Source organism: Mycobacterium sp. 23, assembly GCF_048287075.1.
GTDB lineage: Bacteria > Actinomycetota > Actinomycetes > Mycobacteriales > Mycobacteriaceae > Mycobacterium > Mycobacterium gordonae_B.
This window is the reverse complement of the sequence record NZ_JBLVUX010000005.1, coordinates 2,430,553-2,453,395: the sequence shown is the minus strand read 5'-3', so window position 1 is coordinate 2,453,395 and position 22,843 is coordinate 2,430,553. Positions and strand designations below refer to the sequence as shown.

Here is a 22,843-nt window from a genome sequence, read left to right as displayed (position 1 = left end):
TTGTCCGCATCATGCACGCGCCTCTTCTTTATTCTCAGCACATGTCGGGCATCGCTTTGGTGGGCGTCCGCGGGTACGGGCACGCTCCCAGGTGCCCATGCATATGGTGCAGACCAGCGTTTCGACCGCTGGCGGCCCGCTGTTGTTTGTGGGCACGTTCGATTGCTGTGAAGACCTTCTCGCATTGCCCGCAGTGGTCCGCGCAGCGCCGCGGCATCTGGGGCAGACTGGCTTGGTAGCACGACGTGCGGCCATCCAGGAATCACCGCATCTGCCGCAAACCTGCGCAATACCAACGGTGACCAGCCGAGTAACGGGCAGAGCTTGGCCCGAAGCTAGCGCCCAGCGGTAGTCCGCGAGGGCAGCGACGGGCGTACCATATCGGCGCGCTGCCTTGACCTTTGACGATTGCGATGCAATGTCGGCGGCGATAACAAGCCCGCAGGCTTTGGTGAAAGTGTCTTTGGGGATCAGTCCGCGGCAACGGGCTTCGGGCTCAAGGACGGCCTCTCGATCGATAGGGTTACCGAGTTCGTCTAGGGCCGCGCCACTGAAGCAGACCTGCAACCCGGGTTCTAGGGTGATGGTGTCGTCGGTGAGGCGGTAGGGGTTGGTCCGCCGCGTGACCGTCTCGGCATCTAAGTCGAGTAGCGCTGCCACTCGGCATAGTTGGTCGAGTTCGTCGTCGGTGACGATGGAGTCTTCGAGCGCGGCATCTATGAGCCCATTGAGGAACTCGCGATGTGCGTGTTCTCGATACCGGTTGTTCAGACCGAGTTCGGCTGCCAAAGTAGCCAATTCAGTTCGTTCTGTTGCCGTGAGCTGTAGGTCTGCGACAGCTCGATCTAGCAAGTTGACGTAGGCGGCTACGTCGGGGTCGGCATGAACCCCGCGAGCCAGGCTCGCGAGATATGGGACGTCAATAGAAACGTGCGCGAATCCGTCCCTCGTCAATATGCGCTTAGCGGGTGCGTGATGCAGGGGAGTGACCGCGACCGGAAGGCAGGTGCGAGTGAACGATTCCCAGATCGCAAATAGCAGTTGGCCGGTGGCCCTGGCATCAAACAGTGCGCGGTGCGAGCCCTGTTGGCGGATGCCATATTCAGCGCACGCTACGCCCAACTTGCATCCGGTGACTTGCAGGGTGTCCAAGCCGGCGCCCCAATCGATTTGCACATCGGTCCGACTAAATTCTTGGTCGATCATTCGAGCATCGAAGCGAAGATTGTGAGCGACGACAACGGTGCCATGTATGCGGGCGGCGATATGATCGGCGATGTCCTCAAAGGTCGGCGCTTCAGCGAGCATCGATGCGGTGACACCGTGTATCCACGTCGGTCCCGGATCACGCAGTGGGTTGACCAGGGTGTCGAATTCGTCGATAACATTGCCGGTGGAATCCATTGTCACGATCGCTATCTCGACGATCCGATCGCTCCGATACAGCCCAGTGGTCTCTACATCGACCACCGTGACGCATTCTGCTCCGACAAGTAGGGCTGCGAGCCCGTCGCCTGTCTGGCGCGGCCTGTTCGCTACTGATCGAACAGCTTCGACGCCGTTCACCTCGGGAGGGACCGGCCTAGACGCGGGCCTTGGCGCTGGCCAAAGCGGCGCCGGTGGATACGTCCAGTGCGTCCATCGAGCACCATCCCACCAACGCACCTCGGCATGGCCCCACGGGTCGACATACCAACCCGGCTGTGCACTCACAATCCCCCCGGATCTGACATCGTTGTTGCGTGTCTGCGAGGTGACACTACAAAGCCGAGGCGACAAATGTGTGGCTTCTGGTGGGTCCTACAGGATTTTTCTCACCGGGCCGCCTCGGCTCTCGTCGCGGATGCAGTAGAGGCCCTTTCTGGGAACGAATTCGGGAATCAAATTGCGAAACCACCTCCATCCGGCGCATCACGACGCAACCGTCCGAACGCCTAACCCAACCTGACCTGCAAACGAGATCACAGGAACAGCCGAGAACCCCTGGTTGCTAGCTCATAACCCAGAGGTCGCAGGTTCGAATCCTGTCCCCGCTACAAAGTGGGATGGCCCTCAGGCGCAAGCCCGGGGGCCATTTTCTATGGGTTTGGGAACACTCTACGATCGCGATTGATGACTGAAGGATCTCCTGGACCGGCGTCGCCACAAGCACAGGCCGGCGCAATTGCCCCGCTCGATGTCAACGGCTCCGGAGTCCTTCCCCCGGTCGCTCCCAAAGTGCGCCGACTCTTTTGGTTCCTCGAGCGCTTCGCACCCTATTTGGGATCGCGGTGGGCAGTCGAGTTATGGTGCACCCCACCGGTTCTCGAGTCGGCTCTGCGCATGCCGCCAGGGGTGTCCCCGGGCAGGCCAGTAGAAGCGTATTGGGATGGGCATCGGGTCGCCGGTGAGGAATGGGGCGAGGGACCGCCGGTATATCTGGTACACGGTTGGGGCGGCCAGCGCGCGCATCTGGCCATCTTCGTCAAACCGCTGGTCGAGGCGGGGTATCGAGTCGTCGCGTTCGACCTGCCCAGCCACAACGAATCTGATCCAGGTGAGCTTGCGCCCGGGCGTACTACCGCCACTGAGTGCGCCGACGCGATCGCGGCCATGATCGAGACCCACGGGCCGGCCCACGCGGTGGTGGCTCACTCACTCGGAGCGAATGCGACCGCATTGGCGGCGGCGCAGGGCGCACCCGTAGGGCGCTTGGTCTTCTTCGCGCCCATGGGCGATTTTCCTCTCTATCTCGACTGGTTCGCCGCACGCCATGGATTCGGTCGCCGGATCCGCGCGGGCCTGCACCGTCGTCTGGAAAAACGAATCGATATGCCGCTGGAAGAGACGAACATGACGCGGATCGGTCGGCGAGCCAACTACCCACCTTTGCTTCTCATCCACGACCCCGACGACCCGGACAGCCCCTATGCCGCCACCGAGCGCCTGGCCACCGCGTGGCAAGGCGCACAATTCATGACCACCCAAGGGCTGGGCCGCTTGGCGCATTACCGAATCCTGCGCCACCGCCCGGCTATTCGCGCCGGGGTGGAATTCATCGGTCCAAGCAGCTGACAGTCACCCGGTGTCCAGCCGGATGGGTAGTCGAGTCGGGCCGCGTAGCGAGCTGTGAGTAGACCAGGTCGTGGGGCCCATGGGTTCGATCCGGCTGACGTGTTCGACGAGTTGTCGTAGCACCGCATGCGCTTCCATGCGCGCCAGTGGTGCGCCCAGACACATGTGGGCGCCGTAGCCGAAGGCAACGTGAGAGCGCGGGTTGCGGTCGGCACGGTACTGGTCGGGCTCCTCGAAGGCCGTGGGATCGCGGTTGGCCGCTCCAAAGGACAAGAGAACGCGTGAACCGTTGGGAATGGTGACGTCACCGATTTGATAGTCCGCCCGGGTGTAGCGGTAGAGGTTCTGGATCGGAGTGCTGATGCGTAACTGTTCTTCGATGGCCAGCGGGATGAGATCGGGCCGCGCACGGATCATTTCGTATTGATCGGGATGATGGGCGAGGGTGTCGAACATGCCACCGAGGAGGTTGGTGGTCGTTTCGTTTCCGGCGATGAGTAGATGGATCGCGATGAGCAGTAGTTGGCGGTCGGTCAGGCTGCCATCGGTGTTGTGTGCCAAGAGCCGGCCCAGCACGGTGTCCGAGCCTTTGAGGCTCCCTGCGGCGAATTGCTTGACGAAGTAGCGTTGCAACGCGGCCATTGCTGTCATTGACCTTGCGGCACCAATCAATCCCGACAGCGTGGAATTCAGATCCATGACTCCGACGGCGCGTTCCGACCATCGACGGAAGTCGCCGACGTCGTCGTCGGGCACCCCGAGGATCCGTGCGATCAGGCGTATCGGCATTGGTATTGCCAACTGCTGCACCACGTCGCATCCGGGGTTGTTCACCACACCCGCGACGAGTTCTTCGGCCAGCTTCTCGATAATCGCCTGCCAGGAGTTCATGGCCCCCTTGCTGAATCCAGGCTGAACCTGCTTGCGCAGGCGGGTGTGCTCCTCACCGTCGGTGAGCACGGCGAGGGGCGCGGACATTCTCAGTCGGGTGACCCCTTGGGTGCTGGTGACTTGGTCGGTGTCGCGCAGCGCCGCGCGCACGTCGTCAAGCCGGCTGACGACGAAAGTTGCGCGCCTTGGGTTGTAATGCACGCGACCACTGCGGTGCAGTGCCCGGTAGGCGTCAAAAGGCTGAGCGGCGGTGACCGGGTCTTGCGGGTCGTAGTCGGTGTTGACCGCGCCCGTCCAACCGTCGTAGCCACGTCGGCGCGTCCGGATGGCGGCGGCCAGGTTCATTTGGGCGGCGCGGCCAAGCAGTCTGGCGCTTTCTGCTGCTCCTTGCATGGTCTGCTTCTTTGCCATGCTCGGCTACCCGATCGGTCGGCGATCGCGGCTCAGTCCCCGTCGCAATCGGACCTGAGTTGCGAGGATGCAGGTCGCCAGATACCCGATGTAGCACAGCCCGAGAGCTTTTGCGTGTCGCCTGGTCCGGGGAACGGCCGTCAGGATCCCGAGCGTCGTTTCGATGCCACCGTTGATGTAGGTGAAGGCGCGCGCGTGCTGGGGGAAACCGAGGCGGTTGAACGGCTCGAACGCTTGCGGCGCCGCGAAGTGCGCCAGGCCGATGCTGATGGCGGCGGCACCGTGTGCCGGGCGGATCTGCACGCCTCGCTTATCGCTGCCGGTCATATTCTTCTCGATGAGGGAGACGACTTGACGCACTCGCACCTTCTCCCGGTTGTCGACCACAAATTACGAGATTAATTTTCTCGTAAATCATGTCACACGGCGCCCACGGCGTACAGGGCGACGGGATTACGGTCGTGTGGTGAGCCAACCCCGCCGAGGGCGACCGCGAAGTGCCGCTGCGCACGAGGCGATTCTGGCGGCGACACGCTCACTGCTTGTTGATGTCGGCTACGCCGGGGTGTCGATGGACAAGGTGGCCGCAGTAGCTGGGGTCGGCACACAGACGGTGTATCGGCGCTGGCCGTCAAAGGCGCCCCTGGTGGCCGAAGCCGTCATGCAGCAATACCCGCCCGCCGACTTCACACTTCCCGACACCGGCGATTGCGTCGATGACCTACGAACCTGGATGCGCGAATACGCGGCGCGCACGGCAGCACCGGACAATGTCGCACTGATCCGGGCACTCGCCGCGGCGGCTGCTGAAGACCTCGACGATCGAGACAGCCTCTACCGGCAACTCACCGGTCGCGTTCACCACGCGGTGCAGGACCGGTTAACGAAAGGGATAGCTCTCGGTCAGATTCAGGCCAGCGCCGACATCGAGGCTGTGGCCGACGCCCTGATCGGAGCGATCCTGTATCGGATACTCAGTGCGACAACGCCCGTGAGCGAAACGCTCGATCGGTACGACGGGCTAATCGACACGCTGACAAGTGGACTCGCTCCCCGCTGACTGCGGGGCGCGGGCAGCTGTCAGACCTGCCCGTCACCGCCGTCATTACTGACCGCGTTGCCCCAGCCTGAGCCGCCGAAGCCTCCGACCCCGACAGTGCCGCCGTGACCTCCCGCGTTGGGGAAACCGCCATTGTTGGCACCGGGGCCACCCATCCCCCCACCGGCACCGGCTGTGCCGGCGCCCCCGGTGAAGGGGAACCCAAGGGTCTCGAGGCCGCCGCCCCCACCGCCGCCGCCGGTGCCGGTGCCGCCGTTCCCGGCCGCACCCCCGGCCGCAAATATGGCGGCGTAGGACGCGGAACCTCCGGTGCCGCCGGCTCCCGCGGCGCCGCCGGCGTACGCGGCGCCTCCGCCTCCGCCCCCGCCTCCGGCGCCGGCGGCTTGCAATACCGCGGTGCCGCCGGCGCCACCGCCGCCGCCCGTGCCTGACCCGCCGCCGGGTGCGCCGGCGCCGCCGCCGCCACCCAGGCCGCCAACTGCCTTGGCGACGACGTTGCCGCCGGTTTCGGTGGTGGCGGTGCCACCGGAGCCGCCGGTGCCGCCGATGCCGCCGATCCCGTCGCCGCCGGCGAAAGCCCCACCGCTACCGGCGTGGCCGCCGCTCCCGCCGGCGCCGCCACCACCCCCGCCGCCGGCCACGGCCGCAATGAGGCTGGCTGCGTCGTTCTTGGCGGTACCGCCGAGGCCGCCGGTGCCGCCCTTACCCCCGCCGCCGCCGGTGCCGTTGACTCCGCTGCCGCTGGTGTTACCGCCGGCCCCGCCGGCGCCACCGTGACCGCCCTGGCCGCCCTGGCCGGCGTAATCCTGAGCAAAGGAGCCGTCGTTCGAGCCGCCGGTGCCGCCGATACCCCCGGTCCCGCCGGTGCCGCCCGCGCCGCCGTTGCCGGCCTGCCCGTAATACCCTCCTCCGGGCGAGACCCCGGCGCCGCCGGCCCCGCCGGCACCGGCGGCACCACCATCGCCCCCGGCGCCCCCGGCTCCCGCGGTCAGGCCGCCGCTTCCGCCGCTGCCGCCGTGGCCGCCCACGCCGCCGTTGCCGCCGAGACCGCCCACCCCGCCGGTGCCGCCCAGCAGTGCCAGATTCGCGCCGCCGGCACCACCGTTTCCGCCCGCCCCACCCTGATAGCCGTTCCCGCCGGCGCCCCCGGGTGCGGCGTTGTTGACGCCGGCATCGCCGCCGCCGCCGCTGCCACCCGCGCCTCCGGCACCGCCGGCACCGCCGAACAGGGAGAACAACTGCCGGTTAGCCCCACCGGCGCCGCCATTTCCGCCATGGCCCCCAGGACCGTTGAAGATGTTCACCCCACCGCCTCCGCCCGCCCCGCCAGCCCCCGGCGCCCCGCCGCCGAGCAGCCCGTTGGCCCCTCCGGCACCGCCGCTTCCGCCGGAGCCGCCGAACAGCAGCAGGCCCTTTCCGCCGGCCCCGCCGTCACCGCCGTGGCCCCACAAGCCCGCCGATCCGCCGGCGCCACCCGCCTGCCCGGTTCCGCCGGAGCCCCCGTTGCCGCCGTTGCCGATCAGCCACCCGCCGTCGCCGCCCCGCTGTCCGGTCAGCGCGGCCCCATCGGCTCCGTTGCCGAACAGCGGGCGGCCCGTCAACATCTTGACCGGGTCGTAGTTGAACAACCCCGTGGCTTGGACCTGACCGACCAGGGTCGTCAACGGGTCCGCGACGGCTGCCGCATTGGCCGCCTCCGCGGTCGCGTATGCCCCAGCCCCCGACGTCAAGGCCCGGACGAATTGCTCGTGAAACAGCGCCGCCTGCGCGCTGAGCGCCTGGTACTGCTGGCCGTAGGCGCCGAACAACTGAGATATCGCAGCCGAAACCTCGTCCGCCCCCGCTGCCAACACCGCCGCCGTCGAGCCCGACGCCGCCGCCCTGGCGGCCTGCAGCGTCGTCCCGACGCTGGCCAAATCTCCTGCAGCCGAATCGATTAGCTCCGGTGCCACGTTCACAAACGACATGATGTCCAACCTCCCCTAGGACGAGGTGCCCTGTTGGAAGATGCCGGCGAGGTTGTGGCCGATGTTCTCTACGCCCGACACAAAGTTGTACGCAAGCCCGGCGCCCAGTTCGCCGACGTTGCCCATGCCTGATACGGCGTTGCCGAAGTTCATGAATCCTGAGGAAATCTGGCCTGTGACGTTGACGCCCGAGGTGCCAAAGTTCAAGAACGGGAACGGATTTGTGTTCTGGTAGCCCGAGACGAAATCGCCGCTGTTGGCAAAGCCGGAGCTGCCGCCGAGGCCTGTGTTGAAGAAGCCCGACGAGGGGGCGGCGGTGGTGTTGAAGAACCCGGGCGCTGCCGGAATGTTGATTTGCGCGATCGTGACAGGGTCCGTGGTGACGCTCGGGACGTCGATGGCCGGCGCGTCGAAGGGGAAGATGTTGACGCTCTGAATAACCACCGTCGGCGTGAGGGGGCCCGGGGGGATGGTGATTGTCGGCGTGTCGAAGCCGCCCAGGTTGATGGGCGGGACGGTGAAACTATTCGTCGAAATCACCGGTGTGTTGTAGCCCCCGGGCGCCCCAATGGTGATGATCGGGGCGTTGAACGACGTCAAACCGATCGTTGGCAGGTTGAAGGCGGAGATGAAACCATTGGAACCGAATTGGGTTATCTCGTTACCGCTGCTATTCATTGAAAAGTATTTTATTGGAACCCCCGGATCACCTATGAGGATCGGCGGGATAAAAACGTTCGTGAGGTTAATGTAGGTGCCGAGCCCGTCCAATTTCCCGAATGTCTGGGCCGGGTCGCCACCGACTTGGAAGTTCGCCGCGAGTGGAAGATACATGGACGGTAGTTGTACGAAGGGGAGGTTGAACTTCCCGATAGATATCGTCGGTGCGGTGAAACCGCCCACTGCTATCGGCGGTGTCTGGAACTGCGGAATGTGCACGCTCGGAAGGTTTATTCCCGGAATCGTTATTGTCGGCGCCGAGAACCCACCTATATGAAATGAGGGAATGGAGAACTGTGAGTTGTTGATGATCGAAGGTATGACCATCTTCGGCGCAAAAAATCCGCCGAGATGGGCGGACGGGATATGTATCGGGGGCAGGGTGACGGCGGGTACGCCGATCTGAACGTGCAGACTGCCCTGGAAATTGCCGGTATAGAACATGCCGTTGTTGAAGTTGCCCATGTTGAACATGCCGTTGTTGAAACTGCCGGTGTTCAATGCGCCGGTGTTGACGTTGCCGGAGTTGTAGGAACCGGTGTTGAAGCTGCCGATGTTGAAGTCGCCGGTGTTCACCCAGCCCGGGTTGAAAGATCCGGTGTTGTAGCTACCCGCGTTGTAAGCACCCGTGTTGACGGCACCCGAGTTGAAGATGCCCGTGTTGAGGTTTCCGGCGTTGAAGAAGCCGGTGCTGGCCAACCCCGAATTCCCGATGCCGGTGCTGAAGTCTCCCGAGTTGAAGAAGCCGAAGCTGCCCTTGCCCGAATTGAAGAATCCCACACTTCCGTCACCGGAATTGAACAGGCCAAAGCTGTTGACGCCCGTGTTGAGCTGGATGCCGACCTGATTGTTGCCGGTCAGGCCGATGCCGATGTTGTGGTCGCCTTTGTTGGCGATACCGATGTTGAAGTTGCCCAGGTTGGCGATGCCCTGGTTGTTGCTGCCCAGGTTTCCGAACAAGAAGTTGTGGCTGCCGACGTTCGCGGAGCCGACGTTTCCGTCGCCGATGTTTGCGGATCCGACGTTGGAATTACCGAAGTTCGCGTTGCCGATATTTCCAAAGCCGAAGTTTCCCATGCCCAGGTCGTTCATCCCGGCGTTCGCCAGGCCGAGGGCGAAGTCAAGTGACCTGGTGGACGCGGCGGGCAATGCGGCAGCTGATGCCGCCGCCGGCGATCCGGCGATCGGCAGCAACGCGGCAACAGCGCTCGAAGCGTCGGCGTAATAGCCCAGCATCGCGCCGACATCCTGGGCCCACATCTCCGCATAATCGGCCTCGACTGCTGCGATGGCCGGGAAGTTCAGACCGAACAGGTTTGTCCGCGCGAGCGATGACACCACCACACGGTTCAGTGCGATCAGGTCGGGGTGAACCGTCGCCGCCTGCACCTTCTCGAATGCCGCCACCATAGTTCGCGCGGCCGCGGCCGTCTCATCGGCTTGCGCGGAAACCGTGGTGAGCCAGCCGACATAAGGCGCGGCGGCCTTCATCATCGCCTGCGATGCCGCACCCTGATAGGACGCGCTGGTCAGCGTCGAGGTCACCCCGCCGAAAGACGTTGCGGCTGACCCTAATTCCGCGGCTAGATTGCCCCAAGCCTGCGCGGCGCCATACATCGGTTCGATCCCGGCACCGCCGAATATCTGGGCCGAGTTGATCTCCGGTGGCAACACTAGGAAGCTCATCGCCTCAAACCTTCCGTCTCCCAGCACTTTCGGCATTCAGGGTGGCGCGCGCACCGGCCGCGGTAAAGGGGTCGAAATACCCCATCGGCGGGACGGCCGGCCCGTGTGGGTATTTATTACGGTGGTCGGGAGTGGATCGCGCATAAGTGAGAGACTTCTGTCTACCGAATGGTTTTGGGAAGTGATGCCGTGGACGGTCTGGAGATGGCCACCGCCGAGCGCACGGACTTAGCTGATCTGCTGGAGACGTTGACGCCCGGGCAGTGGGAGGCACCGTCGCTGTGTCAGGGCTGGCGGGTACGGGACGTGGTCGCTCACGTCATGAGCTTTGACGGAGTCAGTCTTCACGGCATGTTTCGCCGCGCCATCCGCGGTCGGATTCTCCACATCAACCAGGCGGGTGTCGACGAACTCGCATCCCTCACTGCCGAACAGCTCCTGCACAGCCTGCGGGCTGGTCTCCGACCGCAGGGGCTGGCCACGATTCTCGGGGGCCGACTCGCCCTGCTGGACGTCACCATCCATCACCAGGACATCCGCCGTCCACTGGGTATGCCTCGGCAGATCCCGGCCGAACGGCTGCGGTGGGTCCTGGGGGCCTGCCTGTACAGTCCCGAACTGCCGGCGTGGCACCTCGCCCGGGGTTTACGCCTGACCGCGACGGACCTGGACTGGACTCACGGCTCGGGGCCGGAAGTCACCGGACCGGCAGAAGCTGTGCTGATGGCGATCACCGGTCGGCCGAGTGCCATCGGGGAGCTGGCCGGCCCGGGGCAACCGGTGCTGAACGCCCGGCTTGGGAATCGGGGGTGAGCGGCCTATCGGGCCAGGCGCAGAGTTGTGGCCCCGGCACTCGGGTGTTCGTGCCCGATTTGCTCTTCCAGCAGCCCCAATTCCATTGCCAGAAGCGTTAATTGGGGGCGGCGTCGGCGCCCGGTCTTGTCGCGGATCCGATCCAGGTGCGATCGCACCGTGCGCAGCGATATGACCAAGGTCTGGGCGATCTGCTGATCTGTGTTGCCGTGGGCAAGCAACGCCAGCAGCTCCAACTCGCGCCGGCTGAGCTTGTGGGGCGCACGGGCTTCTTTCGACGATGCGGCCGCCGGCGTCAGCCTGGGGGCCTCGGCGAGCCGATTGCGGTAACCCGCGGCGATCGCGCGGTATCCCGCGGCCGAGGCGGCATCGGCGGCCTCCTGGTACAGCGCGACGGCATCCTCCAAGTCGCCGCGGTAGGCAGCGAGGTCGGCCGCCGCGCCTACGGCCAGCGGATGGCGGTCCGGACCAAGAGTGGCGTTGACACAGTGCTCGGCCTCGGCTGCGGACCCGGCTGCCAGCAAGACAGGCACCACGGTGCTCACGACGAAGGGATCTTTAGCCAGCACGGGCACCTGTGCCAGCAACCTTCTCGCCACATCGGCAGCCCCCTGTGGGTCCCCGCCCCGGGCGGTCGCCAGTTCCACCCGGGTAGGGCCGCACATACGGTGCCACCAGCCGTCCCGTGGCCCGAGATCGTCCAGCAGCGCTTCGGCCTCGGACAGCCGGCCCTGCTGCAGCCGCACCCAGGCCAGGAGTTCGCGCCCGAGGAAGGACGACATCCCGGTGGGAACGGCTTCGGAGGCCTCGAGCACCGCCAGCGCGGCCGCCTCGGTTCGGTTGATGTCGCCCAGGAACCGTCCCGCCACGGCATCGACCAGCGAAGCCAGCACCTCCGGGGCCGGGCCGACGTTGAGCGCGCGGGCGCCGCTGCGGATCAGGCCGACTACCGACGACAGCTCGCCTGCCCGCATCGCCAAAGCCTTCTGCAGAACGCTGATGATGACGCCGGCGCCGAATTCCTCGGGCAGCCTCAGCCGCACAGCCTCCGCGATTCCACGGTCGATCACCGCAATACCCTCGTCGCGGCGGCCCAGCTCACACAGCGCTGCTCCGCGGTAGATCAACGCCGCGGCGCGGGCATGCTTGGCATCGGATTGCTCGGCCAGCGCCAGCGCGCGATCGGCGCAGGCCAGACCAGCCTCACCTTCGAGGTTCGAGTCGTGCCACATCGCCAGGCGCGCGTACAGCAAGGCCAGATCCGGCCCCGGCAAAGCGGTTTCGAGTATCAGACGCGCCCGCTCGAATGCATCGAGCGCGCCCTGCTGCTGGCCAAGAGCCAGCTGCACGGATCCGAGAACGATGAGAAGCTTTGCCGCCAAGCCGTTTCCGGCTCCTTCCAGCAGTTCCACGCCCTCTTCCAGTGGCGTGATCGCCGCCGCCGGATCCCCGCTGGCCAGCAGCATGCGACTCCGCTCGCACAGCAGATTGCCGCGCTCGACCGGATTGTCTACGTTTACCAACGCGTGGTCGTACAGTGCCGCCGCTTCGGCGAACGCCCCCGCCCGCGAGTTCATCTCAGCCGCCTGCGCGCACAGGGGCGCGGCGTCGGCCGCACGCCCGGCGGCCAGGAGATGACGGCTGCGCTCGATCACCGGCGCCGGCGGAACCGCCGCAGCGAGTGCGTCGGCGGCCCGGCTGTGCAGGGTTGTGGCTTCCCAGACCGGCACCGCGTCACGCACGGCCTCATGGGTGAGGGCGTGCCGAAACCGCACCCGTCCACGGTGAGCCGGGTCGGACTCCACCAACCGTGCGCGAGTCGCGGCGGTCAGCGCTGCCCACACCACCGAGGCCCGCAGCCCGGTCAGCTCCGACAGCAACCCGGGATCGAAGGTGTTTCCCAGCACCGCCGCGGCCATCACGACGCGCTGGTGTTCGGGCTCGAGGCGACCGAGTCGCCGCAAGACGCCGAGCGCCAGCGTGTTGGGCAGATGAAACCCGGAAAGCTCCGAGCACTGCCACCCGCCGTCGCGCCTGATGACATGTCCTGATCTGATCGCCGCTTCCAGCAACTCCTCCACGGCGTACGGCACACCCTCACTGCGGTGCACCAGCATGTCGACCAACTCGCTGCTGACCCGCTCGGCATCGAGGCGGGCGCACACCAGACGCTGGACATCGCCCCTGGCCAGCGGCGACAAATCCACCACGCCGGCCAGGCCGGCGCGCCGCCACCCGTCCAGCATCACCCGCACCGGGTGGGTCGCACCGCCCTCGTCGGAGCGGTCCGTCACCACCAACAGCAGCGGAAGCTTGCGGGTGCGCCGGGCAACGAAGTCGATCAGCGCGCGGGTCGATGCATCCGCCCAGTGCACGTCCTCGACCACCAACAGCGCACCCGACGGGGCCGCCACGGTGCGCAGCACCGTCACCACACCCTCGAAGAGCCGCAGCCGGATCGGGGCACCGAAAAGATCGTCCACCGGGGGCGCCCCGTCGGACAATTCCGGGACGATCGCGCCCACCGCACCGGCCGCCGGCCCGAGCTGTTCTCGAAACGCCGCCACATCGGCGGTGGCCAGGTAGCTGTCGATCGCTTCGGAGAAGGGCAGAAACGGCAGCGCGAGCTCCAGCTCCCGGCATCCACCCCACAGGGCGGCGCAGCCGCGCTCCTCGGCCCGGCGGCTGAGCTCGCGAGCCAGGCGCGTCTTGCCCATGCCGGCATCGCCGGCCAGCACCCGCACCCGGCCCGTTCCCCGTCGGGCATCGTCGAGTGTTTCCTCCAGCGCCGCAAGGTCTGCGTCCCTCGCGATAAGCGGGATCACCGGAGCCGACCAGACATGCCGCTGCGGCTCAGCATCGCGATGGTGTTGTGCATGCCAGGTCCCTTCGTCTCACTTCTGTCCCGAATGCGCAGTGCGGGTTGGCCAAGCTTTGACGACAGAGCGGGCTACCGATCCCAAGTCGCAGTTCAGGTAGCTCACATCATCGTGCGTCCGAATGTGGATATTCGGCACGAATTCAATAAGGGTGAAGGGAGGACCGGGACAGAGGGTCAGCGGGCTTAGCGAAACCACTGGAAGCCGCGAAAAGTGTCTGGAACTGCCAACTGTCGTCCCGTAGCAATACGTCGGCTCGTTGCAGGTGAATCATCGCGGCCTCATCGGCGGCGCGGCGGTGTTGCGCCGAACGCTGTGAGGGTGCGTCGTACCGACCCTTCGAGCAGATCTTCATCCAAGGGCCGATCCAGCAGGAGCAGCCGCACGTAAGTCGGGGCGACGAGGTACTCGATGAGCGTGTCGGGGTCGGTGTCGGGACCGAGTTCGCCCCGTTGCGCAGCACGCTCGACGATGACAGCAGCACCAGCGAAGCGCTTCTGCCAGAACGACTTTCGGGATTCCACCGAGCTGGGGTTGGCAGTGTCCAAAGCTGCCGCGGCGCGCAGGATCCGCTCGACTTCCGGCCGGCGCAGCAACTCGGAGATCTGCGACAGCAGGGCGCGGAGATCTTCTTCGAGGGTGCCGGTGTCCGGGACGGGATTGTCGGCTTCTGCCAGGTGGCCGACCGCGCCGGCCGCGAGGTCGGCAGGTGTCGGCCAGTGTCGGTAGACGGTGGTCTCCGCTACGCCCGCGGCGCGGGCAACGTTGGCGACGGTCAGGCCCTCATACCCGTGGGTGACGAGTTGCTCGAGCGCGGCGTCGAGCACGGCAGTGCGTACCCGCGCGGACCGGCCGCCGGTCCGGCGTTTCATCGCAGCGTCACCGCTGGGCACGCGACACCTCCCGGGGCCGGCCTTGACGTACGGACGAAATGAGCCTAGCGTGTCCTTAACGACAGAAAACTAGCGTTAAGGACAAAAGGTGCGTGGTGCCTCTCCGTTGCCGATCATCAGCGAGATTCGCGGCCGTACCGTGACGCGCGACGCGGTTCTGCGCTACGAGGACCGCCGAATCACCGCCGCGGCAAAGAAACTGGGGGTCAGCGTGCCGATTGGTGGCGATCTGGCCGAGCGCCGGGAGGCTTTCCTGCGGACCAAACTGGAGCTCGGCAGCGACGAGATACACCGCCTACTCCGCCGCGACGCGACGATTGCCGGCGCGATTGCCAAGGTGCAGGCACGGCTCAGTGGCCGGCGTCGATTCAGCGTCACGGACCTGTACGTGCCGGCCGGCTCGGCGACGCAATTCGTCGAGTTCTACTGGGACTGCGTACGGCGCAACGACGAAGCCGAATTGCTGCGCGCGTGTCCTGATCACTTCGTCCAGCGCATTGGGGCCGACGGGCGGCACGAGGTTCTCGAGACCAATGGGGGCAGTCCGCTCGCCGCGCTGTTTTTCATTGACTACGAGGATCTTTCGCACGTGGTGACCCCGGTCGATCGGGCCTTTCCCGGGCAGCTCGCCGGCGTTGCCTACGCCGACGGCATCCCAATCGGGGCGGTGCGCCACCAGTTCCGTGACACCGCTGACGGCTTCCATGCCCGCCTCACCGTCGAGTTCCCGCTGCCGACCTTGGGTCGCATGGTTGCCGGGCACCGCTGGCATCTGGCATGCGAGTTCTCCAACTGGATCGAAGCGGCATTCAAGTGAAAGCAAGAATCGAAATGGAACAGCGCGTCGAATTCCCCAGCGACGGAGAGACTTTGGTCGGTCGGCTATTTCGGCCCGACGATGCGACCGGTCCTTTGCCGACCGTGGTGGCCGCGGGCGGATGGTGCTACACCAAAGAAATCGTCCTACCCCATGTGGCCCGCATTGTTAACGAATCCTCGGTGCAGGTATTGACATTCGACTACGCCGGTGTCGGTGAGAGCTCGGGAGGGCGAAGGCAACACCTGGACCCGTGGCAGCAGATCTCCGACTACCGTAACGCCCTGACGTATGTGGAGTCCCGCGAGGACGTCAACCCCGACAAGCTCGGTGCGTTCGGCATCTCCTACAGCGGCGGCCACGTACTGATCCTTGCGGCGATCGATCCCAGGGTGAAAGCCGTGGTCAGCGTTGTGCCCGTGGTCGACGGCCACGCGACGATGAAGCGGGTTCACGGTGAGGCTCGATTCGCCGATTTCGAGGCCAAGATCCTCCATGCTCGTCGGCAGGCTCCGCTGGGCACAGATGACCGCATCGCCTTCGCCACTTTGACTCCGGCTGAGGAACTCTCGGTGTGGCCGTTCCCTCGGATCTACGAGGTGTTCAACCAGATCAAGGCCGATGAGGCCCCGTTGCATGAGCATTGGAGCACCACCGAGTCAGCCGAATTGCTGCTCAACTACAGCGTTTTCAATTTCCTGCCGCGAGTGCTCGACAAGAAGGTGATGATGATCGTCGCGGAGGGCGACAACATCACGGCGTGGGATCTGGAGATCGCCGCCTTCAACCAGGTCGCCTCGCCGTTCAAGAAACTCGCCGTCTTGCCGGCCGTCAGCCATATGAGCCTTTACGCCGAGCGCAGCGACACCAACATCGCCGCAGCGCATACCCGGGACTGGTTCGGCGAGCAGTTGTCCGAAGGCGGTCGTATCGGGTCCCTCGCGCCGGTCACCGGGCCCGACCTCTCGAAGCAGGACGCCCTGCTCGCTCAGTGCGGTCAGCTGACCGGCACTGAGCTGGCCGGACCGGCAGGAGGATGAGGTTCCAGCCGATCGGCCAGCCACGGCAGCGTTTCCGCAAAAGCCCCGGCCGCCGACGGCCAGTCGTGCTTGCCCGGCAATCCCATCACGCCGCACGAAATGCGGCTGCCCTGAGCGGCCTCACACAGCGCCTCGGCGGCGTCCTGCCCGACGCCGTCGCGACCGCCATCAGTACCAGGGACCGCGAACAGGCCGGATAGGCCGGTGTATGGGCCGTGGCGGCTGATCGCTGTCGCCGGGTCGAATCGCCAGTACGCCTCGGCGTCACCGCCGAACAACCGGTCGATCGTCTGTTCCCGCGTGCCCGAGTTAGGGCCGATGTCACCGCCGATGTCCACGAAGGCGCTGAACGTTTCGGGATGCATGACCGCCAAGTCGACGGCGCAGGTGCCGCCCGCGGAGAACCCGACGACGCCCCACTTCGGTTGAGCGCCCAGGCCGAACAGCTCGCCGATCTCGGGAATCACCTCGGACGTCAAATGCGCGGCGGCGTGCCCGCGCGGGCCGTCGACGCACTCGGTGTCGACGGTGAATCCGCCTGTGGCGTCCGCGAATACGGCGATCGGGGCGTTACCGTTGTGTGCCGCGGCGTAGGCATCGAGAGCTGTGGTGGCGTCACCGACGCGAATCCAATCGGCGGGGGTGCCGAACTCGCCGCCCAGCATCAGGATCGCCGGAAGCTGCTTTCCGCTGAACCACGCCGGAGGCAGGTAAACCCATTCGCGGCGATGTGAGAAGCCGGATATCCGACTGCTCGTGGTCACCGCCACAAGCTTTCCGCGTTGTAGCGCAGCATTTTTGCGCTGCATTTCGAAGGCTGTCCCGATGTGGACCTGACCCCGCAGTGGACGGTTGGTGAGTTGGCTCCACGCGGCATCAACGGTGGGGAAGTAGCCCAGCCAGCCGTTGATCGTCAGTCCCGCACTGAGCAGGCAGAACGACATCGCGAATACCGCCGCGTTGCGTCGCCAGCCGCTCGCACCCGACCAGCCCGCGACAACGGTGGCGGTGGCCAGCCCGAAGAGATAGACCCAGAGCCAGAGTTGCCATGGCGCGGGCTCACTGGCGATGCCAAGTGTCTCATACGTCCAGTGCGCCACCGCTACGGTTGCCGCTCCCGCGGTCACGCCGACCGCGAAAACTCGCCCACGCCACCCGATGGCATAGAGAAGCGCCGCCGTGGTCACGAATTGCACCACGGCGGGAATCAATCCGTGCATTAGCGAGGTGTACAGACCGAGAGTTTTACCCGCAGCCGAGCGTCGAAAACGTGGCACGCAGCACGCCGAGTTCGGCGATGGTCTTTTCGGCCTCGGCGGCGCTGTTTATCATGATGCCGATCGCCGATATCAGGTTTTTGTCGGCACGACTTGGGAAGGTGATACCTGTAGCGGGCGTGGCTCCTGGAGGGGGACGTGACGTCGATGTTCGACACAAGGAAACGACCGGCATGACCGCGTTGAGAACGGGTGAGGGGTTCCCCGACGTCGTCGTCACCGGGGTGGCGTCCACGACGTCCCTCGCGCCGGATGCCGAGGAGACCTGGCAGCAGCTGCTGCAGGGCAGCAGCGGAATTCGTAAATTGGACAAAGATTTCGTCACCGAATTCGACTCACCGATACGGATCGGCGGTCCGTTGCGCGAAGACCTGGACGAGCAATTCGGCCGCGTCGAACTGCGCCGGTTCGCGTTCATGCAGAAACTGTCCGCGGTGGTGAGCCGGCGGCTGTGGGAGCAGGCCGGGTCGCCCGAAGTCGATACCAATCGGCTGATGGTCTCGGTCGGTCTGGGCCTGGGCAGCACCGAGGACATTCCGCTCTGGCACAACATCTGGAAGGTCAAAGGCCTCAAGGCGATCTCACCGATCTCGGTGCAGAAGTACATGCCAAACGCGCCCGCCGCCGTGATCGGGCTCGACCGTGAGGCCAAGGCCGGCGTCGAGACGTCGGTGATGGCCGACGCGTCGGGTACCGCGGCCATCGCACAGGCCTGGCAGAACATCGTCCTCGGAGAGGCCGACATGGCGATCTGCGGCGGCGTGGAGACGGTTATCGAGGCCGTGCCGATGGCGACGTTCTGGCAACTGGGCATGCTGTCCACCAACAACGACGACCCGACCGGAGCCTGCCGGCCGTTCGACAGGCACCGCGACGGCATGGTGTTGGCGGAAGGCGGCGCGATGCTGCTGGTCGAAACCGAGGAGCATGCCAAGGCACGAGGCGCGCCCGTCCTGGCCCGGCTGATGGGTGCCGCCGTCACGTCGGACGGCTGCGACGCCGTGATGCCGGACCCGAGCGGCGAACGCGCCGGTGACGCGATTGCCCGCGCGATCTACCTGGCCGGACTGGCCCCGAGCGACATCGACCTCGTCAAGGCGCACGCCGTCGGCACCACGTTCGGGGATGCGGCCGAGGCGCGCGCCATCCGCCGGGCGCTGGGTGACCGCTCACCGGCGGTCTACGCGCCCAAGTCGGCGCTGGGCAATTCACTGGGTGCTGCCGGCGCGGTCGAGGCCGTGCTCACAGTCCAGGCTTTGCGTGACCAAATCGTGCCGCCCACTTTGAATTTCACCGAACCCGATCCTGAGATCGACCTCGATGTGGTGGCCGGTGAGGCACGTCGCGGGAATTACCGCTATGCCGTGGCGGAGTCGTTCGGCTTGGGCGGGAACAACGTCGCAGTGGTCTTCGGCGCGGCCTGAGTCAGGAGCGCACTTCGACGTCGTCGACTCTGGTGACGTCCTTGTCCTTCGGTCCGTGCGCACGCCCGATGTGCGCTTCTTCACGTATGCGCTTGACCATGTGCGGGTAGTGCAGCTCGAAAGCCGGTCGCTCCGAACGGATTCGGGGCAGCTCGTTGAAGTTGTGCCGCGGCGGCGGGCAACTGGTTGCCCACTCCAGCGAGTTGCCGTAACCCCACGGGTCGTCGACGGTCACCACTTCGCCGTAGCGCCAGCTCTTGAAGACGTTCCACACGAACGGGAACATCGACAGGCCCAGGATGAAGGCCCCGACGGTGGAGACGATATTCAGCGTCTGGAAATTGTCGGTCGGCAGATAATCGGCGTAGCGGCGCGGCATGCCCATGTCGCCCAGCCAGTGCTGCACCAGGAACGTGGTGTTGAACCCAATGAAGGTCAACCAGAAGTGCAGTTTGCCCAGCCGCTCGTCAAGGAGTCGACCCGTCATCTTCGGGAACCAGAAATACGTTCCGGCGTAGGTGGCGAACACGATGGTGCCGAACAGGACGTAATGGAAGTGGGCGACCACGAAATAGCTGTCCGTCACGTGGAAGTCCAGCGGCGGGCTGGCCAGCATCACTCCGGTCAGTCCGCCCAGCAGGAAGGTGAGCAGAAAGCCGATGGAGAAAAGCATCGGCGTCTCGAAGGTCAACTGGCCCTTCCACATGGTGCCGATCCAGTTGAAGAATTTGATTCCGGTTGGCACCGCGATCAGGTACGTCATGAACGAGAAGAACGGCAGCAGCACGGCTCCGGTGGCGAACATGTGGTGCGCCCACACCGCTACTGACAAGGCCGCGATCGACAGCGTCGCGTAAACCAGTGTGGTGTAACCGAAGATCGGCTTGCGTGAAAAGACCGGGAATATCTCGGTGACAATGCCGAAGAACGGCAAGGCCACGATGTAGACCTCCGGATGGCCGAAGAACCAGAACACGTGCTGCCACAGCAGAACTCCGCCATTGGCGGGGTCGTAGACGTGGGCGCCGAGGTGCCGGTCGGCGGCCAGCCCGAACAGCGCCGCCGTCAGCAGCGGGAACGCGATCAGCACCAGTACCGAGGTCACCAGGATGTTCCAGGTGAAGATCGGCATCCGGAACATCGTCATGCCTGGTGCGCGCATACACACGACGGTGGTGATCATGTTGACCGCGCCCAGGATGGTGCCCAGACCGGCGATGATCAGGCCGGTGATCCACAGATCGCCGCCGGCGCCGGGGGAGTGGACGGCGTCACTGAGCGGGGTGTAGGCGGTCCAGCCGAACTCCGCCGCGCCCCCGGGTGTGATGAAGCCCGCGAGCACGATCAGCCCGCCGAACAGGAACAGCCAGAACGACAGGGCGTTCAGGCGCGGGAACGCCACGTCGGGCGCACCGATCTGCAGCGGCAGCACGAGGTTGGCGAAGCCGAACACGATCGGGGTGGCATACAGCAGCAGCATGATCGTGCCGTGCATGGTGAAGAGCTGGTTGTATTGCTCGTTCGACAGGAACTGCAGGCCGGGCGCGGCCAGTTCGGCGCGCATCATCAGCGCCAGGAGGCCACCGATGAAGAACATCGTGAAGCAGGTGACGACGTACATGATGCCGATCAATTTGTGATCGGTGGTGGTGACGAGCTTGTAGATCAGGTTGCCCCTGGGGCCGAGCCGGGCCGGGAAGGGACGACGTGCGGTGAGCTGGGCAGCCTGCGGCTCCGCGATCGACATAGCGGTGCGGATTTCCGGCTTTTGCGGCCTCAAACATCGTGTTTGAACACGAACGTAACGGCTAGGCGGAACTGGTGACCACAATCGATCTCTACCTCGACCCCGTCTGCCCGTATTCCTGGGTGACCTCCCGGTGGCTGTTGGGCGCTGCCGAAAGAACGGGACGGCCGGTCGTGCTGCGTCAGATGAACCTGGCGGTTCTCAATGAGGGTAAGGACGCGGACGAAGCGCACCGGCGCATGTTCGAGCGCTCCCGACGTTTAGGACGCCTGTTCGCGGCGACCGCGGAGCGCTACGGGGCCGAGGCTTTCGCTCGCCTCTACGAGCCGGTCGGCGCCCGTCTGCACGTGCAGAAGGACGAGGTCACTCCGGGTGTGGTCGCCGATGTGCTCGACGGTCTGGGACTCGATGAATCACTGTCGGAGTCCCTCGGCGAGCCCGAGCACGACGAGGCGGTCAGGCGGGCGCATGCAGCCAGCCAGGACGCATTGGGCGACGAAGCAGGAAGCCCGATCATCGCGATCGACGGCCACGCGTTTTTTGGCCCCGTCCTGATTGGTGTGCCCGAAGCTGGTGAAGGCGTCGCACTCCTGGACGCGGTCGTGACCGCCGCCGGCGTTCCCGAGTTCGCCGTCCTACAGCGCCCGCACGGCTAGACACACCGGCGTGGGCATCGGCCCGGTCTTGCCCTAGACCCCAACCTGACACTTATTATTCGTCGGGTGTTCACCGGCGACCTGCGAAGCGTGCAATGGCGCTCTCAGGCGACCCGCCTCTGGGGGCCGACCGCCGTCGTGCTCATCGCCGCCGTGGTGATCGGCCTGCAGATCACGGCCACCGGAGCGGGGTTCGTGGGTCCGCTGCGCAGCCTGGCCGGCGACTATTTCGGCACGCCGACATCGGCCACCGTGCCGTGGGTCGGCCTAGGTGTGGCCATGGTCGGGCTATCCCGCCGGTACCGGGTCTGGTCGCTGTCGGTGGCGGTGGCGCTCGATGTCGTTCTCGCGGTGCTGAGGGTGGCGCGCGGCGGTGCCTGGACGGTCGGCAACGGTCCGCTGATCGTGCTCACCGGCTTGGCGGTGATCGTCGGATGGCGGCGCTGGGCCAGGGACGAACACTCCACGGCATTGCGGGGAGTCGCGTTCGGCCTCCTGCTCGTCATCGCCACCAAAGTCGGCGACAGCTGGTTGCGTATCACCGCGATCCTGCGGCCGGTGGTCCTGGACGAGTACGCACTGCTGGCCGATCACGCACTCGCACAACCCTCGTGGCTGCTGGGCCGGCTCCTGCACGCGGGCGGCCCTGTTATCAATGCGGCGTTTCACTGGGTGTACATCGAATTGCCCGTCGCGGCAATGGTGGTCGCGATCTATCAACTGCGCAACGTCAGCATCGGCGGCTGGCCGCGGCACTTTTTGATCCCGACATTCCTGGTGCTTGGCCTGATCGGGCCGCTGATCTACGTGTTCTTCCCGTTGGTCGGCCCGGACTTCGCTTTTGGAAGCGAGGGCCGGGGATTCGAAATCGGCGACTTCTGGCCGCACGCCGTGCCGCGGATCAATCTGTCCCCCAGAGCAATTGCCTTCGACGGATCGACTCCACGCAACTGCATGCCGTCGATGCACACGGCGTGGGCGCTGGCGGTGTTCCTGCACTCCCGCGGGGGACCACGCTGGCTGCGGATAGGCGGCGCACTGTGGCTGACGTGCACCGTCGCGGCGACCCTCGGCTTCGGGTACCACTACGGCGTCGATCTGCTGGCGGGCGGATTGCTCTGCCTGACGGTGGAATCGGCGCTACGGGAGCCGGTGCGCGACCGGATCGGGTGGCGAATAGGAATGACGGCTTTCGGAGCCGCGTTTCTGGCTGCGCTGCTGGTGTGTTGCCGGTACTTCGCGGCGGAAATGGCGCGCTACGCGGTGCCGTTCGGCGTGCTCATCATCGGCACGCTGGTGGCATTCAGCGCCGCGTTCTATGCGACGTACTTCGCCCGCCCGGCCCGACCAGCGAAGGACAGGAGCCTGCCGGTACCAGGCGTCTTCGCCGGGCAGGGCTCATCGGCTGTGTCCTGATACGCCGCAACGGAAAGGCGTTCATTCCGAGTCTGATTCGGTGAAGATGCCGCAGTCTTGTCGCGTATTGCACCGCAGTCCCAAAGGTCTTA

The 22,843-nt window shown here is 65.6% G+C and carries 18 protein-coding genes and 1 pseudogene; 9 read left to right on the top strand and 10 right to left on the bottom strand.

The features are described from left to right. Positions 1–9: 9 nt before the first annotated feature. Complete coding sequence (locus tag ACNQS7_RS12620; protein WP_418012808.1) at positions 10–1,470, bottom strand: exonuclease domain-containing protein; 1,461 nt, start codon at positions 1,468–1,470, stop codon at positions 10–12. 642 nt (positions 1,471–2,112) lie between these two features. Here ACNQS7_RS12620 and ACNQS7_RS12615 point away from each other — a divergent pair. After that, positions 2,113–3,054, top strand: a complete 942-nt coding sequence (locus ACNQS7_RS12615; protein WP_418012807.1) for an alpha/beta fold hydrolase — start codon at positions 2,113–2,115, stop codon at positions 3,052–3,054. A 3-nt stretch (positions 3,055–3,057) separates the two neighbouring features. Here ACNQS7_RS12615 and ACNQS7_RS12610 read toward each other — a convergent pair whose 3' ends face one another. Together ACNQS7_RS12610 and ACNQS7_RS12605 are read right to left on the bottom strand one after the other, a co-directional pair. Further along, positions 3,058–4,338: a cytochrome P450 gene (locus ACNQS7_RS12610; protein WP_418012806.1), complete on the bottom strand. Its 1,281-nt coding sequence runs from the start codon at positions 4,336–4,338 to the stop codon at positions 3,058–3,060. A 24-nt stretch (positions 4,339–4,362) separates the two neighbouring features. Further along, entirely contained in the window at positions 4,363–4,743 is a 381-nt protein-coding gene (locus tag ACNQS7_RS12605; protein WP_418012805.1) for a hypothetical protein, read from the bottom strand. A gap of 76 nt (positions 4,744–4,819) precedes the next feature. Here ACNQS7_RS12605 and ACNQS7_RS12600 point away from each other — a divergent pair. Next, positions 4,820–5,002: pseudogene (locus ACNQS7_RS12600) on the top strand (helix-turn-helix domain-containing protein); the annotation flags it as partial. Further along, positions 5,003–5,416, top strand: a complete 414-nt coding sequence (locus tag ACNQS7_RS12595; RefSeq protein ID WP_418015971.1) for a TetR-like C-terminal domain-containing protein — start codon at positions 5,003–5,005, stop codon at positions 5,414–5,416. Positions 5,417–5,436: 20 nt separating this feature from the next. Here the strand turns inward: ACNQS7_RS12595 and ACNQS7_RS12590 are convergent, their stop codons facing one another. Both ACNQS7_RS12590 and ACNQS7_RS12585 read right to left on the bottom strand, forming a co-directional pair. Further along, positions 5,437–7,383, bottom strand: a complete 1,947-nt coding sequence (locus ACNQS7_RS12590) for a PE family protein (protein ID WP_418012804.1) — start codon at positions 7,381–7,383, stop codon at positions 5,437–5,439. 15 nt (positions 7,384–7,398) lie between these two features. After that, the gene (locus ACNQS7_RS12585) at positions 7,399–9,789 is read right to left on the bottom strand and encodes a PPE family protein (protein ID WP_418012803.1); all 2,391 of its coding nucleotides are present in this window, start codon (positions 9,787–9,789) and stop codon (positions 7,399–7,401) included. 168 nt (positions 9,790–9,957) lie between these two features. On the opposite strand from ACNQS7_RS12585, the gene ACNQS7_RS12580 reads away from it, so the two are divergent. Then, positions 9,958–10,602 (top strand): maleylpyruvate isomerase family mycothiol-dependent enzyme, encoded by a 645-nt coding sequence (locus ACNQS7_RS12580; protein ID WP_418012802.1) that lies wholly within the window; start codon positions 9,958–9,960, stop codon positions 10,600–10,602. Positions 10,603–10,607: 5 nt separating this feature from the next. Here the strand turns inward: ACNQS7_RS12580 and ACNQS7_RS12575 are convergent, their stop codons facing one another. Together ACNQS7_RS12575 and ACNQS7_RS12570 are read right to left on the bottom strand one after the other, a co-directional pair. Then, entirely contained in the window at positions 10,608–13,427 is a 2,820-nt protein-coding gene (locus tag ACNQS7_RS12575; RefSeq protein WP_418012801.1) for an ATP-binding protein, read from the bottom strand. A gap of 335 nt (positions 13,428–13,762) precedes the next feature. Continuing rightward, on the bottom strand, positions 13,763–14,353 hold the full coding sequence (locus tag ACNQS7_RS12570; RefSeq protein WP_418012800.1) for a TetR/AcrR family transcriptional regulator: 591 nt from the start codon (positions 14,351–14,353) through the stop codon (positions 13,763–13,765). A gap of 127 nt (positions 14,354–14,480) precedes the next feature. Between ACNQS7_RS12570 and ACNQS7_RS12565 the strand changes: the two genes are divergently transcribed. Beyond that, positions 14,481–15,191: a hypothetical protein gene (locus ACNQS7_RS12565; RefSeq protein ID WP_418012799.1), complete on the top strand. Its 711-nt coding sequence runs from the start codon at positions 14,481–14,483 to the stop codon at positions 15,189–15,191. A gap of 14 nt (positions 15,192–15,205) precedes the next feature. Further along, positions 15,206–16,231: an alpha/beta hydrolase gene (locus ACNQS7_RS12560; RefSeq protein ID WP_418012798.1), complete on the top strand. Its 1,026-nt coding sequence runs from the start codon at positions 15,206–15,208 to the stop codon at positions 16,229–16,231. Here the strand turns inward: ACNQS7_RS12560 and ACNQS7_RS12555 are convergent. Next, positions 16,189–17,451 carry an alpha/beta hydrolase gene (locus tag ACNQS7_RS12555; RefSeq protein ID WP_418012797.1) on the bottom strand — a complete coding sequence of 421 codons (1,263 nt, stop codon included), beginning with the start codon at positions 17,449–17,451 and terminating at the stop codon, positions 16,189–16,191. The two genes, ACNQS7_RS12560 and ACNQS7_RS12555, sit on opposite strands and share 43 nt — an antisense overlap. A gap of 25 nt (positions 17,452–17,476) precedes the next feature. Next, positions 17,477–17,683 carry a hypothetical protein gene (locus tag ACNQS7_RS12550; RefSeq protein ID WP_418012796.1) on the bottom strand — a complete coding sequence of 69 codons (207 nt, stop codon included), beginning with the start codon at positions 17,681–17,683 and terminating at the stop codon, positions 17,477–17,479. On the opposite strand from ACNQS7_RS12550, the gene ACNQS7_RS12545 reads away from it, so the two are divergent. After that, positions 17,682–18,932, top strand: coding sequence for a KasA/KasB family beta-ketoacyl-ACP synthase (locus ACNQS7_RS12545; protein WP_418012795.1), 1,251 nt, complete (start codon positions 17,682–17,684; stop codon positions 18,930–18,932). The two genes, ACNQS7_RS12550 and ACNQS7_RS12545, sit on opposite strands and share 2 nt — an antisense overlap. Before the next feature lies 1 nt (position 18,933). Here the strand turns inward: ACNQS7_RS12545 and ctaD are convergent, their stop codons facing one another. Continuing rightward, complete coding sequence (gene ctaD, locus ACNQS7_RS12540) at positions 18,934–20,679, bottom strand: cytochrome c oxidase subunit I (protein ID WP_418012794.1); 1,746 nt, start codon at positions 20,677–20,679, stop codon at positions 18,934–18,936. Positions 20,680–20,753: 74 nt separating this feature from the next. Here ctaD and ACNQS7_RS12535 point away from each other — a divergent pair, with 74 nt between their 5' ends. Beyond that, complete coding sequence (locus tag ACNQS7_RS12535) at positions 20,754–21,335, top strand: disulfide bond formation protein DsbA (RefSeq protein WP_418012793.1); 582 nt, start codon at positions 20,754–20,756, stop codon at positions 21,333–21,335. A gap of 66 nt (positions 21,336–21,401) precedes the next feature. After that, positions 21,402–22,751, top strand: a complete 1,350-nt coding sequence (locus tag ACNQS7_RS12530; protein ID WP_418012792.1) for a DUF5933 domain-containing protein — start codon at positions 21,402–21,404, stop codon at positions 22,749–22,751. Positions 22,752–22,843 lie beyond the last annotated feature (92 nt).

Bases quoted from the DNA above. Each gene is read 5' to 3' on its own strand.
- ACNQS7_RS12615 (WP_418012807.1), top strand. From the start codon at position 2,113: ATGACTGAAGGATCTCCTGGACCGGCGTCGCCACAAGCACAGGCCGGC.
- ACNQS7_RS12610 (WP_418012806.1), bottom strand. From the start codon at position 4,338: ATGCAAGGAGCAGCAGAAAGCGCCAGACTGCTTGGCCGCGCCGCCCAA.
- ACNQS7_RS12590 (WP_418012804.1), bottom strand. From the start codon at position 7,383: ATGTCGTTTGTGAACGTGGCACCGGAGCTAATCGATTCGGCTGCAGGA.
- ACNQS7_RS12585 (WP_418012803.1), bottom strand. From the start codon at position 9,789: ATGAGCTTCCTAGTGTTGCCACCGGAGATCAACTCGGCCCAGATATTC.
- ACNQS7_RS12580 (WP_418012802.1), top strand. From the start codon at position 9,958: ATGGTTTTGGGAAGTGATGCCGTGGACGGTCTGGAGATGGCCACCGCC.
- ACNQS7_RS12570 (WP_418012800.1), bottom strand. From the start codon at position 14,353: ATGAAACGCCGGACCGGCGGCCGGTCCGCGCGGGTACGCACTGCCGTG.
- ACNQS7_RS12560 (WP_418012798.1), top strand. From the start codon at position 15,206: ATGGAACAGCGCGTCGAATTCCCCAGCGACGGAGAGACTTTGGTCGGT.
- ACNQS7_RS12555 (WP_418012797.1), bottom strand. From the start codon at position 17,451: ATGCACGGATTGATTCCCGCCGTGGTGCAATTCGTGACCACGGCGGCG.
- ACNQS7_RS12545 (WP_418012795.1), top strand. From the start codon at position 17,682: ATGACCGCGTTGAGAACGGGTGAGGGGTTCCCCGACGTCGTCGTCACC.
- ACNQS7_RS12550 (WP_418012796.1), bottom strand. From the start codon at position 17,683: ATGCCGGTCGTTTCCTTGTGTCGAACATCGACGTCACGTCCCCCTCCA.
- ctaD (WP_418012794.1), bottom strand. From the start codon at position 20,679: ATGTCGATCGCGGAGCCGCAGGCTGCCCAGCTCACCGCACGTCGTCCC.